Below are 15737 nucleotides of genomic sequence, written 5' to 3'. Positions count from 1 at the left end.
AATTCGTTTAGCGTTCTAGCATGCAGTAAGTCATTTTGTAATTAATTTATATGATAACAAAGCGTACTGGAATCTTACGTGTAGTTTATGCCACTTATTTTTCTATGAAAGGGCTTCGCGCAGCTTTTTTGAGTGAAGCTGCCTTTAGGCAAGAGGTTTTAGTACTTGTAATCCTTATCCCCATAGCATTTTGTGTAGATGTAACCAGTATTGAGAGGATCTTGCTGGTCATGTCTTTACTCATTGTTTTGATCACAGAGCTACTCAACACGGCTATTGAAAAACTATGTGATCATGTGAGCACTGACATTCATTTATTAATAGGACGTGCCAAAGATATTGGCTCGGCAGCCGTATTCATCAGTCTCATATTGGCAGTGTTCACTTGGCTTAGTATTCTTTTCTAGCGCGTATTCTTGTCGATTGGCAAAGAAAAAAGCCCTTCTAAAGGGCTTTAATTTTTTGTTCACAACACTCCAAAACTAAGGTGCGAATGGTGCTATCTAAATTCTTAATATGGGAATAGTGCAGTGAAGTTTCGCCGCCTTTGTTGATATCTTTGATAGTGAATACCACATCGTCGTCACGGGAAGTAACACAAATACGTACATAATCCCCTGACTGTGCCAGAGGAACATGAAGATATAAAGGCTCGTTGTTAGATTTTAAATAATCAATCGCAGCTTCTTGTGACTTAAAAGGGTCTTGCTTCTCTGGTTGAACTTTCCATGAAGAGGAAGGAACGACCAATTCTGCGAGTAATTTTCCATGCTTAGTATCAATACCGCTACTCATATATAACTCCTTTACTTTGGTGTTCTACCTATTTTTGTTAAACGCAATGTAGGCAAACTGCACTACAAACAAGCGTTAACAAATTAACTGTGTAATATAAATACGCTCGTTTTACGAATTCAGATTGGTAGGGTAGGGAAGAGATTATCTGACAAAAAAATTATTGATGAAGATGGTTATGCGTAACCAATTGTATTGTATTTCTATGTTTAATAGCACTTTATCTTTTTCTCTTCGCCGACAACTTAGCCATGCCACCACGCTTAACGTTTGCTTGTTTTGTATAATGGCCAGGCATTTCCGGTGATTGCCAACCTCCAGCTAGCTGAAGTTCAGGCAAGGACGCTCCATCTTCTGCAAGAGAAACAGCACCGCCGACACGACCGCTATGTGGCGTAATGTTTTCACTTATACCTGCGCGATAAGCAATGCGTTGCCAAATTCTATAAACGCTTGAGTAGTTAAGTACATTTGCTTTATGGCTTGGTATGTTTTCGTCAAAAGGCAAAAGAGCCGTTTTATGGTTAGTGAGCCGCCTAAACAAAATCCCTTTGTGTAGACCGCGTAAATCTGAGGTAAGGCGCTGTTGTTTAGATTTTGGGTCGATATTAGCTTCACTGATATATTCTTGAACCATAGAAATGGTACTAGAGGATACATAACGATATTGACCCTGGCCGGATTGATCACTTTTTGAAGAGACAACAAGTAAAGTGTTATTACGAGCTGATATATCTTCAATGCAAACTCGCACTAACTCATCGGCACGTAGTAGAGCATCAAACATTAAATTGATAATAGCCAGATCGCGAAGCTCGAGTAATGAATCTGGAATTATTGCGTTGTTAATCTGTTCGACCATATCTATGGTGAGAGGAACAGCTTGCTTATGTGACAGACGATACTTTCTATTTTCAATTAACGACAGTCGAATAAAGTCTCTTAAGTACGCCGACCGAATAATGGGGTTAGGCAAATTTGCGACACCGAGAAATTTACTAAGTGCCGATAGTCTACGCTTAATAGTTCTGTAGGCTAGGGGAGAGCGACACAGTTCTTCCACGTAATGCTTTATACAGGTCTCATTATGCTGAAAGTTGTTTTTGAAACCATCAAAACCGTGCTGCCTACAAAAAAGTGCAAACTCATTATAGTCGCTAATATATGCACGCTGAGTGTTGTAAGGAAGTTTGGTGAAAATATCCTGATAGTATTGCTGGTAGTTACCCCTATAACTTTGTTCATTAGACGTCAAAGAAAGCGTCGTCGATTCTTGGGTCTTCAGTGTCTTTGCTGAAAGCTTAGTAGAGGATTCATTCGAGCAGTAACCTGAATTACCAACTGCAGTCGAATCAACGGCATTAGTTTGTGTATCAGTGTCTTCTGTAACAACTTTTGAAATGTTATTAGCACTTCTTGCAGACATTCTTCGCCCAGATGAGTGCAAGTTGTTTTTTTTAAACGACATTAAATAACCCGATAGTTACAGTATGTGAGTATTATGCTAAATTTTTAGAGATACTGTATCGTATTGATATATATTGATATTCACGCATGATAACTGTAATTATCATGCGTGAACTAAAGTGACTAACCCGTGAGACGGATTAATTTAATTAGTCTCTTTATTACAGCTTAATGTTTGACACTTTACCACACCACTGTATAAACAAACAGTTTTAAACGCAGTGTTTACCAGGAAACACTATAAAAAACCAAGCTTCTCTTATTGTAGTAACGTAAACGCGGTTTAAATGACAATATTGTTCAATTTGCGTCCACTTTTTAATCGTGCGCTACGTGAAATCTGCAAGGCAACACCCCTAATTCTGTATCAGATTTCACGTAGGAGCGCCTGAAAAATAAGCATAAAAATACCTCAATTACTGATAAGGCTATGGTCTTTGCCGTTAGGAAAAATATGCTTAATGTCATCTTGCCACTTTTTGGTGATGATTGTATTAGCGATTGTTTTGTTCTTCGGAAACCGAATTAAAACGAAGAAGAGGCGATAAGGTTTTGTGACCAAATTTTCTTAGACTGTGCTCATCATAACCTAACAGTTACTTTTAACGCGGCATTTATTATGTGCTAAATAGAATGAATCTCTACGAAAACCTGCCATCAATACTAAAAACACAATGACTAGATTGCGCACCTATATTTTGCGAATTACTAAATCATTATTGAACTCAAAATAATTGTATTCATAAATTTAACTCAAACACTAAATCCAGCTATTTAATATTACACTTGCAATGCTCTTATTAACGCTTAAAGTCGCTTCATTGTCTCAAATGCAGATTCTCGCTTTAAGTCACAACGGCCTAGAACGAATTATAGAAATTTTCTAAAAGCACTAAATATGAGCCAAGTGTCTTTAATGAATTTTAAAATATCGGGTAAACGTCAAAGACATATTTAGCGCTAAATCATATTAATGATGTTTTTATAAAAACGATAAATATCGAACAAGATTCTGCAAAGGTTCTTTTTTTAATCCAAGTTAAAGAAAGATCCTTTTATTTAATTGCTTACCTATAGAGTATTAAAATCTTTTTCATAATATCAATGAAACCGTTAAAAAATTAAATAACGAACAGTAGGTAAATTCTCAACAATATAAGGAAGCTCTACGTATCCTCTTTATATCTAGTTTCATATTCTATTTAACATAATATACATTATGCGTAATTAAGTATATGGACGATTAGGGCGATGATGTCTCACTATTTGGTTGGTTTGTTGGCTGTGATTACTTACAGACTTTTATGCGTGGCTGCTGCGTTGGCTCTGTGTTTTGTTTTGGGCTTGTGCGTGAACATCTCACTTACACCAGTACTTTTAATTTAAAGCCGCTCAGATGATTTGATTTGGACTTAATAAAATGCATCGTGCGCTACGTAAAATGTGCAGCAGGATTACCCTGATTATTTTATTTCGTTCACGTAGAACGCGATTTTCTATTCGCGGTATTTAGAAGAGTCTTAGCCTTCTCACGGTACTTGCTTCATTGATATTATGCTCGCAGAATACAAATTCACACCTTGTTTTAATTAAGTATGAATTAAACGAACTGCATGAAGCTTTTTGATAAAAGTATCAATTGTTAGAAATGAGTATTGTTAATAAAGCCAGATAGCGTTCAACGTAAGATGGAAACAATATCCCTGTCGATACTTTTAAAATGTATACTTGTGAGTTTATTAAGTGTTTTTTGGGTAATAAAAGATGAAATTTTAAATGGTTATATTGAGATACTTAATGCATAAGAGCCGAATAACGGCGTAGCGTTATTCGACACGTTACGGGCAATTTTATCCAAGAAGCGGTTCGATGTAGGAACGAACTGATTCTGTCGTTGTGCAGCTGTTTGGTATAGAGGTGCTTCTGTAGCCATCGCCTAAAAATGCGCGATCGACTTCAATTAGTACACCAGTTTCAGTGCCATTATCTACAAAAGTGACTTCTAACTCTCGGGCACCAAATAAGCTTCGGGATTCTGGCTTGAATTCGTACTCTTGGTAACAAGGTAAATGTGACATGAATTCACGTGCGTGAACCCCACCATATTCTATATCGGACTTGAATAATCGGTATCCGCTATCAGAAATGAATTTCAATACCGCTAATTGCGTTTTAGACGGCTGTATAGTCAGGCCATCCTTATCACTGGCATCTAATCCTGATTTGATATCCAGCCCTGTCTGTAACCATACCTTGCTAATTTGATGACCAAATAGATAGGTTGCCGGTACTTCTGGATGCAGGTCCAATGTGAACTGTTTAGTGACGGTTTCACCTGGTTGTATCAATAAACTGAAGGATTGTTGCCAGCTTTGCAGAACGACACTCTTATTGTATTCGACTTCACTTTCGCCTAAATCAGCCTCAGTCTTTGCGCTTGCCATAACAGCAAATTCTAACCCTTGAAGCTGCTGTTCGACATCGCCGCCTTGAATAACAACTTCGATATCGAATGTTTGTCCTGCTTGTAACTTGTCCGAAAGTAACAGAGTGTCGACCTTAGCCTTACCAATACCCACACTTGCTAAAAGTTGCTTAAGCATATGAATCTCCATGCGTTTCACTAATAATTAAACATATTAGTTCGGCACATAAAACACAACTATCACTTTGTAAAAATTCATTATTCTGAGCTTCGATTAAAACATTTTTTAAGTCTCTCAATATCGTCAGAAAATGCCAAAGTCTGCTCACTTCTATGAAAGCTTTGCTTTGCAAAATTTGTTGCTGAAGCTTTGAACTCACTGTCTTTGTCAAAACAATTGATGATAGCACCAAGTGATTTTTGAATGTGAATAGCAACTTCTATATTTGCCGCACCGTCACGGCTGATACTGGTATAGGCGTCATCAAACAAGTCGTGAATGGACAATTCTGGCACCGAAACACGGTCGTATTGATATTCCTCACTCTTTTGAACATTTTCTTCCATTGGTGCAGATGGTGATGTCTTCCATAACAGTAGTAGTCTAGTTACACTGCCAATAATGCTAATGGCTGTACCATGGTCATTAACTGCTGGTGAAAGTGCTCGCGACCCTATTTCTCCTAATACTACAAAGCCAAAGCGTGGGTCAGCTTCAAAAGAGCGCTCTTCAGATATTGTATATGCCTGCTCGATGTTATCGAGGTCATCTTTTTTATTAACGTAGGCAAGTACCTTATCGGGAGTAACGAATTCCCCCGGTAACATATTCACATTAACATAAGCATCGTTTTCACAGGCCCACCGCTGTATTCGCGCGATATCAATCAGTTGGATATACCCTACTCTCTGACTAAAAACAGGGTAACTCCCCTGCTCTTTGATTTTAGTGTCTGATATTGCACCTAACGGTACAGCGCCTAAGCATGGCGTTTTTATTCTTTTTTCGATTGCTCGTTGCGTGGCTTTTTCCACTTTTAATATAGTAGAGCCTACGCGGCCTAAGCGTGCAACGCTGTCTACCCATCGAATAAACGTTAAAATCACAATCGCAAACACCAAACTCGTCAAGCAAAACAGAATGAATAGTCCGGCTTCATTAAAAAAAGCCTGGGTCATTGCAGTAAGTGCTACGGCGCTGTAGATGAAGGCACCGATAAAAACCGATAACGCATTTTGTGATACATCGTCAGAGATGATAAGACTTAAAGAACGTGGCGTTGACGTTTGGCTAGCCGATGCATAGGCGTTGACCATAGTCCCTGCTGAAAATGTGGCAATAACCATCATGCTTGACGCCATTATAGAAAGCAGTGTTTCAACAGAGTCAGGTTTAATTTCAGGAATATGTTCGGCAAGCGAAGTGCCATCGGCGACTTTGGCCAGAAATACAACTAAAATAGAAAGCAGGCAAAAACATAGCGGCTTCACCCACAGCTTCTCTTTTACGTTGAAGATAAGAAAACGCAGTCTATCTACGGTTATTGGTGCTTCCATCACACACTCCTTGTATGGATCCTTTAATTAGCAGGTCGCGCTCTTTTTTCTGTTCCCAGCACACCGTTTAGAGCAATAGCGTACATTTTCCCAATTTTTTTCCCATTTCTTGCGCCATGTAAATGGTCTATCACAGACTGGGCAGACTTTGGTGGGCAAATCAGACTTCTTCATTTTTAGTCAGCTTTGTTAGAAATATTGTAGCGTCCTGTTTCATGGTTTCTATATTTTCTTCTTTCATCCGCCCATAAGTCTTATAAATCATCGCCATACGGTGATTGTTACTTAACTTCTCTTTGTGCTTATCAATGAAATGCCAGTATAAGTAGTTGAAGGGGCAAGCTTTTGGTCCCGTTTTCTTTGAAACCAGATAACCACAGTTTTTGCAGTAGTTACTCATTTTGTTGATATAGCTTCCGCTAGCCACGTAGGGTTTGCTTGCTAAGTTTCCACCGTCGCTATACAAAATCATGCCAGCAACGTTGGGTAGTTCAACCCATTCATAAGCATCAGCGTAAACAAGTAAATACCACGCTTGTACTTCTTCGGGACTCAGTTCGGTTAACAGGCTGAAGTTGCCAATCACCATCAGCCGCTGTATGTGATGCGCATACGCGTTTTGTTGGGTCTCTTTTATACATTGGCGCATACAGTTCATATTAGTTTGCGCATCCCAAAAGAACGAAGGCAACGAGCGAGCGTTATTGAAATAATTGTCAGTTTTCAAATTCGGCATAAAGTGCCAGTAAAAACCTCTCACATATTCACGCCAGCCCAGTATCTGTCTAATGAACCCTTCGGCAGAATTAAGAGGTACTTGGCCAGCATGGTACGCTTGTTCGGCTGCTTGAATGGCTTCTTGGGGGGTCAATAACCCGCAGTTTAGGTAGAACGCGATGTGAGAATGATAGAGCCAAGGCTTCCCCTCGACCATAGCGTCTTGATACTGACCGAAGTTTGGTAACCTTTCTTCTATGAAGGTGTTTAAAACGCTGAGCGCATCTTCTCGTGTTACCGCGAAGTGAAAACTATCAATATCGCCAAAATGGTCGCTGAATTCGCTTTTAACTAAGTCAATAACATCTGAAGTAATATCGTCAATATCGAATGTGGTGTGCTTTGGCACTTTGTGAGTTTCTGGCATAGATTCACGATTTTGGGCATCGTAATTCCATTTGCCACCTATAGGATTTTTCCCATCCATAAGTACGTTGTGCTTGCGTCGCATCTCACGATAGAAAAACTCCATCCGAAGCTGCTTTTTACCTTCCGCCCAGTCGGTAAACTCTTGGGGGGTGGATAAGAAACGATTGTCTTCGCAAATGGTAACAGGTGTGCCAATCACATTTTCCCACTGCTCTATACTTTTAAGCAAGCGGTACTCACCAGGCATGGTCACTTTTACTTCATCAAAATCCTTTTCGCTTAATGCGTGCTTCACTTGGGCAAGTAAGTCGCCTTTGTTAGTGCTATCAGTATAGTGAACATAGTTAACATTAAAATTTTCATCACGTAAACGTTTAGCAAAATGGCGCATTGCGCTAAACAAGAACGCTATTTTCTTTTTGTGGTGCTTTACATAGGTCGCTTCTTCACGCACTTCCGCCATTAGAATGGTATCTTTACTTTTCACAGCATCGCTAATTGCCGGTAAGGTCTCGGTGAGCTGATCGCCTAGAACTAAAATAAGTGCCGCCATACCCTACTCTTTTATCTGCTGGAATGCGTCTAGCGCGCGTTGACGCGATGCTTTTAAATCAACAATTGGCTTTGGGTATTCCTTCCCAAGTTCAATCCCTGCATCTTTTAATATTGCACTTGGTGCCTCCCAAGGCTTATGTATGTATTTATCCGATAGCTTATTCAATTCTGGACAATACTTACGTACATAGTTGCCCTTTTTATCAAACTTTTCGCCTTGTAGTATTGGATTAAATATCCTGAAGTAAGGCGCAGCATCGGCGCCAGAACCCGCTACCCATTGCCAACTGGCACTGTTACTTGCAAGATCAGCATCCAACAATGTATCCCAAAACCATCGCTCGCCTTCATGCCAACTAAGTAATAGATTTTTCACTAAAAATGAGCCCACAATCATGCGAACTCGATTGTGCATGTAGCCCGTTTGCCACAGTTCGCGCATGCCAGCGTCTACGATAGGAATGCCTGTATTTCCCTTTTGCCACGCTTTAAGCGCTTTCGCATCTGTGTGCCAAGGAAACTTATCGAACTTTTCGTTGAAGTTCTTATTAGGCAAAGTAGGAAAATGGAACAGCAAATAATAGCTGAACTCGCGCCAACCTAACTCACTCAAGTAGGTTTCAATGCTTTTGTCTTCACTATTTCCAAACTTGTCTTTAATTGCATACCACACTTGATTTGGCGAAACCTCTCCAAAGTGTAAATGCGGCGACAAACGCGATGTACCTTTAGCCGAAGGGATATCTCGTCCATCTTTATATTTGCGGGCAGAGTTTTCGATAAAGTCAGCGAGGTTATCCGCAGCACCGTCTTCACCTGGCGACCATTCTTTTGAAATGGTCTCGTCCCAGTTGATGGTAGGCAGTAAGTCTAGCGATGCTAAATCAACACCTTCACTTTCTACATCTGCATAGGTTATGCGTGCTGGCGGGGCTTTAGGGTATCGCGGCTCTTCTGCTTGTAAACAGCCGTTCTTGTAGTAAGGAGTAAATACGCGATACGGTGTACCGTCTTTTTTCAATACTTTCATTGGCTCCCATAGTAAGCTGCCGTTACAGCTATGGGCTTCATAATCGTTGTCAATTAAAGATTGCTTAATCGCTTTGTCACGATTAATTTGCCAAGGCTCGTAGCATCGGTTCCAAAAAATTGCTTTTGCACCAAAGGAATCCATTAACGTTGGAATGATATTCTTTGGATCGCCTTTAAAAATTTGTAAGTGGCCATTGAGGCGTTGATTAAGAGACACTAGAGAATGGTGAAGCCACCACTTGCTGGCTCCTCCAGGTACTCTTCCGTCAGGGGCTGTATCATCATAAATATAAATGGGTACTATTTTTCCCATATCACAAGCTGCATTTAATGCTGGATTGTCTTTTACGCGTAGGTCTTGTCTGAACCACATGATACTAACAGGAACGGTCACTTTTTTTCCTCAGGCGTTGCGCCAAATTTAAATATTATTCGTATCTTTTATGTTACGAAGTTAAGCAGCTTCAGGATCCGTGTAATCATCAAAAAAAGCACTTAAATTAGCATGATAAATCAGCATTCTAACGATCAATTTGAAAATAGTTGTCAACGAGGCCTATTCTGGTTCAGGTACGACCTAAGACTTCACGATAATGCCGCTATTGCTGCATTATGCAAAGAGGTCAGCCAAGTCACATTCGTTTACATTTTGGATGATAAAAACTTTACCCCTAACGCTTTTGGTCTCTCTCCAATGGGCAAGCACAGGCACATCTTTTTGCTACAAACATTGGTTGATTTAAAACAACAATTAGCAAAATTTGGACATGAGTTGCTTGTCGTAAAAGGTAGTGCCGCTGAATGTTTGGTTGAGCTTTTAAGGTCCGGGCAATATACCCATCTTGGTGTGAGTCAATGTTGTGGATATGATGAGACTGCAGAGTTAAACACCGTCAAACGCTTCTTCGATTCACTAACTGTTATCGAAACCTCCACATTTGGTTTATTTGATGCACAAACATTTCCATTTAGCATTGAAGAAATGCCCGACGTTTTTAGCCCGTTTAGAAGAAAAGTAGAGAAACACTGCAAACCACTCGCGGTTAACCCCACTATAGAGCGCTTACCTTCTCCTTTTGTACCGACGATAGACAAATCTTTTTTACTAACGCTGGATCTCGATTTACCTGAACCATCAGAAGCATCGTTTATTGGTGGTGAAACCGCAGCGCTTTCACACCTACACACATATTTATTCAACTGGCATGCTGCGTCATCCTACAAAGAAACCCGTAATGCACTAGATACATGGAAAGATAGTACGAAGTTATCAGCTTGGTTAGCTAATGGTTCACTTTCTGCGCGAGAAGTAATGAGACAAGTTCATCACTTTGAAGAGACCGTTGAAAAAAATGACTCCACCTATTGGATTTATTTCGAACTACTGTGGCGTGAGTTTTTCCACTGGCTACAGTGTAAATATGGTGCTAGGTGGTTTCGCTTTAGCGGTATTCAGGGCAAAACACCTTCCACTACACATTGCACTGAGACGTTTACGCAATGGTGCGAAGGCAAAACCGGGTACCCTATTGTGGATGCGTGTATGCGACAACTTGCTGAAACGGGATATATGTCGAATCGCGGCAGACAACTCGTTGCCAGCTGCTTTGTGCACGAACTTCGACAAGACTGGCGCTACGGTGCAGCATGGTTTGAACACCAATTAGTTGATTACGATGTAGGTAGCAACTGGGGAAATTGGCTTTATCTTGCTGGCGTGGGAAGCGACCCTCGCGGACATAGACAATTTAACCTACAAAAGCAGACTGAAATTTACGACCCTACAGGCCAATTCCGTAATAAATGGCTGTAGTTCTTTAGCTGTATGACGTCAGACAAATTTAAAGAGACAGTCACAGTTATCTGGTTAAAACGAGATCTTCGTTTACGTGACCACGAACCTTTTTATCGTGCCGTAGAGGCCGGTGAAAAATTGCTCCCACTATTTTGTTGGGAGCCCTCGCTCATAGCCGACCCGCATATGGATGTCCGTCATTGGCGCTTCATGCAGCAAAGTATTGATGACATCAACAGTCAATTACCCGCCCACACTGGTGTTTTGTCGCTACATTGTGAAGTGGCAGAAGCACTTGAACTTATTGCTCAAAATTACAACATTGCAGCGGTTAGGAGTTACCAGGAAATAGGCCTTTTGGTTACGCATAACCGCGATAAGCGTATTTCTAGATACTTGAAAAACAAAGCTATTTCATTTTCTGAATATCAGTATGGTGCAGTGTTACGTGGTTTGCCAAATAGAACCCATTGGCAGCAAAACTGGGAACGTCATTTTGTAGCTGCTACTTATGATTTCGATATAAAAGGTGCACAATGGGTCAACTGGCGTGAGCATTCAGATATTTCAAAAGCATTGAAGTCCATTGCGGAAATAGCTGAACTAACCGGAATAGAAGCAACATCGGCTAGTGCTTCAATGCAACCTGGCGGTGAAAAACGCGCTTGGCAGGTTTTAAAAGATTTTTTCAGTGCTCGAGGTCAGTATTATCACCAGTATATTTCAAAGCCTGAATATGCACGCCGAGCATGTTCGCGGTTAAGCCCTTACCTCGCTTGGGGCAATATCTCTATAAAGCAGGTCTATCAGAGCGTTCAGTTAGAAAAACAAGCAAAGAAAGCGTTACCAACAGCAGAGCGCAAACAGTGGAGTCGTGCCCTATCCGCTTTAACATCCAGACTACACTGGCATTGTCACTTTATTCAGAAATTTGAAAGCGAGGCCAGTATCGAGTGGCGACCTATGAATAGCGCATACGAAAAATTTCCTTTCATAGATGGACCTGAAGCTGAACGACGCTTTTATCGCTGGTCGACTGGCCGCACTGGATACCCATTGGTAGACGCATGCATGCGAGCACTAAAACATACTGGTTATATTAATTTTCGGATGCGAGCAATGGTAACGAGTTTTTTATGCCACCATTTAAACGTGCACTGGCTGAAAGCCGCACATTACCTTGCAACACAGTTTTTAGACTTTGAGCCGGGGATCCACTATCCACAAATACAAATGCAGGCGAGTGTTACAGGTATTCATACTGTAAGACTTTATAACCCTGCAACACAGTCACAAAAATTAGACCCTGATGGCGTATTTATTAAAAAGTGGGTGCCAGAACTGGCGAAATTACCTAATGAAGCCGTTCATGCGCCCTACGACCTACCGCCATTGGAAGCGCAAATGCTAGGCTTTGACCTTCAGCAAGATTACGTGACGCCCATTATCAATATCGCAGAGAATAACCGTATAACAGCGAAACGTTTATGGGAGTATCGTGAACGAGATGACGTAATCAAAGAAGCGCGTCGTATTGTCAGGCGTCATACTATGCAAAATAGCCCAAGCCGTGCGTGGTTAAAAGCAAAGACTAAAAAGACAGTTTAACGGTTGTTCTTCCTTAGCCACTCATTTAACAGTTTAATTTGACCGCATTTGTACGCCGCATACATTAAACGCATAGCGTTAGACATGGCTTCACTATCGGTCCAGCCGGTTTTATCTCGAATTTCGTCGTAGCATGCTTTTGCTTCTGGGCTAACATAACCTCTCACTAGCTTTTTTCCTGCGTCTTTTTGTCTCTCTCTAAAGCGTTTTTGTTTATCAGCATTTGCTTTTGCTCTATCCGCAGGGCTCTTTTTACTGATTTTTTTTGTTGTTTGTTCTGTCATAGTTTTCACACAAAGATACGATATTGTGAAGCGTAGTTTAATCGCTGTTTATAAATTGCACTTTTAGGGCGATATATGTACGGGTTAATTTAACTTTAAGTATCTTAGCATGCGTTTTTCTTCAGAAAAATGACTGTTCAGAGTTGTTTGGCGTACAAGTGTTCGCTAAATTAACCCCGTCACTTTAATAACAACAATGAGTTGGGAATGTCAGAGAAGAAAAGTAGTTTTAGCAGAGAAGATTTATTAGCGTGCAGCCGCGGTGAAATGTTTGGACCAGGTAACAGTCAGCTACCAGCACCAAATATGCTTATGATGGACCGCGTAGTTTCAATTACTGAAGATGGCGGTGAGTATGGTAAAGGCGAAATAATCGCTGAGTTAGATATTACCCCTGATTTGTGGTTTTTTGACTGCCATTTTCCTGGCGACCCAGTTATGCCTGGATGCCTGGGTCTCGACGCAATGTGGCAGCTTGTGGGGTTCTTCCTTGGCTGGAGCGGTGGCCCGGGTAAGGGGCGTGCCCTTGGTGTTGGTGAAGTTAAGTTTACTGGCCAAATACTTCCTACAGCGAAAAAAGTAACCTATAAAATCACAATGAAGCGCGTTATCAAACGCAAACTCTTCATGGGTATGGCGGATGGCTCGGTTGAAGTCGACGGTAGAGAAATCTATGTCGCGAAAGATTTGAAAGTGGGCTTGTTCCAAGATACATCGAATTTTTAATCGCTGTTTAATCGACATTAAATACTAAAGCGATAAAACACAAAAAAGCCCCTTTTCAGGGGCTTTCCTTTTTGCATAATCAGTTCATAAAAGAGAAGTGTTATTTGACACTTAAACCCAAGTGTCTGTCTTCTACTGCCTCACGCCATCCACCTAACCACTGTGAACGTGCATCGTTTTGCTGAAATGGACAATTTTCCTTCGAACGACCGCTAATACCAGCTTGATAGCCTTTAGAATGGGCGCGAGTCATTTTATCTCTTTTTTGTCTTTTCATTGATTAGCCTCTTTTGTTTGTTGGACGTACAACAAATCATTTTCTCGAGCGCTCTACATCATATCGGTTGATAGTGCCGGAAAAGTGATTGCGTACATTACTTTGATAGTGCAATTAACGAAATGGTTCAAGAAAAATATAAAATTAAAACCCTTGACAAACTTTAAATAAATGAAGTTTCGATGAAATTTATGTTACATTTTTTATGCATAAATATGTCTATTTTTACGCTTTTTAGGCATAAAAAAAGCCACAGCAATGTGGCTTCTTCAGCGTATTGTAAATATGCTCTATAAATTCAATTATTTTTTAAAGCGTCTGCGCACGAAAGCTGCGGCAAATAACCCAAAGAACGCCAGCCAACCTGTGGAAGCACCGCTGCGCTCAAAAGGTTGTTCGTCTTCAGGCACTTCACATTCGTCGATGGAGCCGTTAGCTATTGGAGATAGTTTAACTGCTACTATAGAATCCACCAAATCTGTTTCACCACTTGAGTTTATGACGTCAACGCCAGTTACGTACTTATTAGTTGTTTTGATACGTGCATTCGCGATAATTTCGTTGTCATCATTAATGTCAACGGCTTCTATAAGCTCATAGGTATTGTCACAAGATACTAAATCGTTGAGATCCAGAAACTCCTCTGTGTCAATATTATACATAAATGCGGCGGTTTCACGCAGCGTATCGCTCGTGGCTTCAACATCAGCTTTACCCACCACAATATTGTTATTGTTAATTGCATTCGCAGTAACCCCCGCGCTTACGAAGAAGCCATCAGGATATTTTTGCTCTTGTGTATCTAGGTTATATACGAAAAGGCGTGAACGAGCGATATCGCTTTGTGAGCGAAGTACGGCGCCTGTTACCCAGTTTTCATCGTTAATAGCGATTGCTTGGCTATTAATGTTTTCTTCGCGAGGAAGAAGTTCAATAGTCTCGCCATCTCTGAACACAGTTGCTACGCGCTCACTTTCAGTCAAGCCAGATTGGTTAGGACGCGTGATCGTAACACGATCTCCTGTTAGCCCTTCACCCACAGCAATACCTTGATCATTGATATCATAAGCATAGGTAAAGTAGTGTGCTGTATCGTCCTCATCTGGTTCGAACAGTAATGGATATGTATCGGTGCTAATCACATCTCCGTTAACGTCAACTTGCCAGATAGTAGCGTTAACTTCTGATAATAAAACGAAGCCGGGAAGAAAGTTGGTTGATGTGTTTAGGTAATAGCTAGAAATGCGCGGTACCTCAAAATCACCATTATAAACAGTAAACAAACAACGCCCTTCAGACTGATCACCGCGCAACTCATCATCAGCACATGTTTCGATAGCTTCATCTACGTCGTCTTGAAAACTAACCGTACTAAAACCGGCCACTTGTAGATTTGCATTAATAGCACGAGCCGATGAAAAACCGCCCGCAGTGGTATCTAAAGCGGGTAATGCTTTGGTGACATCAGATGCTTGAATAAAACCTTGTTGAGCTGACTCAGGATAAGTGTAGTTAACTGTGTCGCCGTCTTCATTTTCGTACGGGTCTAAAACAACTAAACCAGACGAGTCACCTACAACAAAGTTACCGTTTAAACTGTCTCTGCCTAATGCCTCTACCGAGTGTGTATAGTCATTGAATTTCTCAGTAACTTCGTCTAAACCAGGCACCAAAGAAATATCCTGGGTGTCAGTTAAGAAGGTTCTAAAAGATGCAAGTTTTTGACCCGTTGTACCAGTGAAGTTCGAAAGCAAGTAATTAACGATAATCGTGTAATCTGCGTCAGTAAACACACCTTGGCGCGCGTCGTCTTCATTTTCTAAAGCAGAGCCGTTTACATCAAAGAAGTTGGTGTCATTTTCAAGCTGATCTACATCTATTGGGGGATTGTATTCAAGCTGGGCAACAGAAAGCATTTTGCCTGAGTTGTCGATTGAACGAGCAAAATTATTTCTAGCGGTATCCTGTAAAGGAAGAGGCGTCACTGAATAGGTCGCGGCAAATGCCGAAACACTTCCTGTTGCCAACAGAACGGCGGCGGCAAGCTGAGTTCGTTTCATTTAAAATCCT

14 protein-coding genes are annotated in these 15737 nt (G+C 40.9%); 4 read left to right on the top strand and 10 right to left on the bottom strand.

The annotated features are described in order from the left end of the window. Positions 1–50: 50 nt before the first annotated feature. Entirely contained in the window at positions 51–407 is a 357-nt protein-coding gene (locus ACYX4M_RS16870; protein WP_474856374.1) for a diacylglycerol kinase, read from the top strand. Between the two features lie 37 nt (positions 408–444). On the opposite strand, the gene ACYX4M_RS16865 is transcribed toward ACYX4M_RS16870, so the two are convergent. From ACYX4M_RS16865 to ACYX4M_RS16835, 7 genes are all read right to left on the bottom strand, one after another. Beyond that, positions 445–795 (bottom strand): hypothetical protein, encoded by a 351-nt coding sequence (locus ACYX4M_RS16865; protein WP_476080987.1) that lies wholly within the window; start codon positions 793–795, stop codon positions 445–447. Between the two features lie 220 nt (positions 796–1015). Further along, positions 1016–2221 (bottom strand): tyrosine-type recombinase/integrase, encoded by a 1206-nt coding sequence (locus ACYX4M_RS16860; protein WP_476080986.1) that lies wholly within the window; start codon positions 2219–2221, stop codon positions 1016–1018. A 1891-nt stretch (positions 2222–4112) separates the two neighbouring features. Next, complete coding sequence (locus ACYX4M_RS16855) at positions 4113–4865, bottom strand: sporulation protein (RefSeq protein WP_476080985.1); 753 nt, start codon at positions 4863–4865, stop codon at positions 4113–4115. A gap of 80 nt (positions 4866–4945) precedes the next feature. After that, the gene (locus ACYX4M_RS16850) at positions 4946–6244 is read right to left on the bottom strand and encodes a DUF2254 domain-containing protein (RefSeq protein WP_476080984.1); all 1299 of its coding nucleotides are present in this window, start codon (positions 6242–6244) and stop codon (positions 4946–4948) included. A 27-nt stretch (positions 6245–6271) separates the two neighbouring features. Next, positions 6272–6418 (bottom strand): DUF2256 domain-containing protein, encoded by a 147-nt coding sequence (locus ACYX4M_RS16845; protein ID WP_476080983.1) that lies wholly within the window; start codon positions 6416–6418, stop codon positions 6272–6274. Then, positions 6405–7943, bottom strand: a complete 1539-nt coding sequence (locus ACYX4M_RS16840) for a cryptochrome/photolyase family protein (protein ID WP_476080982.1) — start codon at positions 7941–7943, stop codon at positions 6405–6407. Before ACYX4M_RS16840 ends, ACYX4M_RS16845 begins: the two co-directional genes overlap by 14 nt. A 3-nt stretch (positions 7944–7946) precedes the next feature. After that, positions 7947–9371 (bottom strand): cryptochrome/photolyase family protein, encoded by a 1425-nt coding sequence (locus ACYX4M_RS16835; RefSeq protein ID WP_476080981.1) that lies wholly within the window; start codon positions 9369–9371, stop codon positions 7947–7949. Positions 9372–9482: 111 nt separating this feature from the next. Here ACYX4M_RS16835 and ACYX4M_RS16830 point away from each other — a divergent pair, with 111 nt between their 5' ends. Then, positions 9483–10790, top strand: coding sequence for a DASH family cryptochrome (locus tag ACYX4M_RS16830; protein WP_476080980.1), 1308 nt, complete (start codon positions 9483–9485; stop codon positions 10788–10790). Between the two features lie 12 nt (positions 10791–10802). Then, complete coding sequence (locus ACYX4M_RS16825) at positions 10803–12380, top strand: cryptochrome/deoxyribodipyrimidine photo-lyase family protein (protein ID WP_476080979.1); 1578 nt, start codon at positions 10803–10805, stop codon at positions 12378–12380. On the opposite strand, the gene ACYX4M_RS16820 is transcribed toward ACYX4M_RS16825, so the two are convergent. Continuing rightward, entirely contained in the window at positions 12377–12664 is a 288-nt protein-coding gene (locus ACYX4M_RS16820; protein WP_476080978.1) for a hypothetical protein, read from the bottom strand. The genes ACYX4M_RS16825 and ACYX4M_RS16820 overlap by 4 nt on opposite strands. A gap of 207 nt (positions 12665–12871) precedes the next feature. On the opposite strand from ACYX4M_RS16820, the gene fabA reads away from it, so the two are divergent. After that, a complete protein-coding gene (gene fabA / locus ACYX4M_RS16815; RefSeq protein WP_476080977.1) occupies positions 12872–13390 on the top strand; it encodes a bifunctional 3-hydroxydecanoyl-ACP dehydratase/trans-2-decenoyl-ACP isomerase in 519 nt (172 codons plus the stop codon). A 100-nt stretch (positions 13391–13490) separates the two neighbouring features. Here fabA and rmf read toward each other — a convergent pair whose 3' ends face one another. Together rmf and ACYX4M_RS16805 are read right to left on the bottom strand one after the other, a co-directional pair. Further along, a complete protein-coding gene (rmf, locus tag ACYX4M_RS16810; protein ID WP_039220169.1) occupies positions 13491–13667 on the bottom strand; it encodes a ribosome modulation factor in 177 nt (58 codons plus the stop codon). Between the two features lie 302 nt (positions 13668–13969). After that, entirely contained in the window at positions 13970–15727 is a 1758-nt protein-coding gene (locus ACYX4M_RS16805; protein WP_476080976.1) for a DUF3466 family protein, read from the bottom strand. Positions 15728–15737 lie beyond the last annotated feature (10 nt).

The organism is Alteromonas sp. ABV4_150 (assembly GCF_056311745.1).
Note: the sequence above shows the minus strand (reverse complement) of the source record. Positions and strands in the feature narration are given on the sequence as shown.

What these genes read in the sequence shown, in the direction of transcription:
- ACYX4M_RS16870 (WP_474856374.1), top strand. Translation starts at nt 51, where the DNA reads ATGATAACAAAGCGTACTGGAATCTTACGTGTAGTTTATGCCACTTAT.
- ACYX4M_RS16865 (WP_476080987.1), bottom strand. Translation starts at nt 795, where the DNA reads ATGAGTAGCGGTATTGATACTAAGCATGGAAAATTACTCGCAGAATTG.
- ACYX4M_RS16860 (WP_476080986.1), bottom strand. Translation starts at nt 2,221, where the DNA reads ATGTCTGCAAGAAGTGCTAATAACATTTCAAAAGTTGTTACAGAAGAC.
- ACYX4M_RS16855 (WP_476080985.1), bottom strand. Translation starts at nt 4,865, where the DNA reads ATGCTTAAGCAACTTTTAGCAAGTGTGGGTATTGGTAAGGCTAAGGTC.
- ACYX4M_RS16850 (WP_476080984.1), bottom strand. Translation starts at nt 6,244, where the DNA reads ATGGAAGCACCAATAACCGTAGATAGACTGCGTTTTCTTATCTTCAAC.
- ACYX4M_RS16845 (WP_476080983.1), bottom strand. Translation starts at nt 6,418, where the DNA reads ATGAAGAAGTCTGATTTGCCCACCAAAGTCTGCCCAGTCTGTGATAGA.
- ACYX4M_RS16840 (WP_476080982.1), bottom strand. Translation starts at nt 7,943, where the DNA reads ATGGCGGCACTTATTTTAGTTCTAGGCGATCAGCTCACCGAGACCTTA.
- ACYX4M_RS16830 (WP_476080980.1), top strand. Translation starts at nt 9,483, where the DNA reads ATGATAAATCAGCATTCTAACGATCAATTTGAAAATAGTTGTCAACGA.
- ACYX4M_RS16825 (WP_476080979.1), top strand. Translation starts at nt 10,803, where the DNA reads ATGACGTCAGACAAATTTAAAGAGACAGTCACAGTTATCTGGTTAAAA.
- ACYX4M_RS16820 (WP_476080978.1), bottom strand. Translation starts at nt 12,664, where the DNA reads ATGACAGAACAAACAACAAAAAAAATCAGTAAAAAGAGCCCTGCGGAT.
- fabA (WP_476080977.1), top strand. Translation starts at nt 12,872, where the DNA reads ATGTCAGAGAAGAAAAGTAGTTTTAGCAGAGAAGATTTATTAGCGTGC.
- rmf (WP_039220169.1), bottom strand. Translation starts at nt 13,667, where the DNA reads ATGAAAAGACAAAAAAGAGATAAAATGACTCGCGCCCATTCTAAAGGC.
- ACYX4M_RS16805 (WP_476080976.1), bottom strand. Translation starts at nt 15,727, where the DNA reads ATGAAACGAACTCAGCTTGCCGCCGCCGTTCTGTTGGCAACAGGAAGT.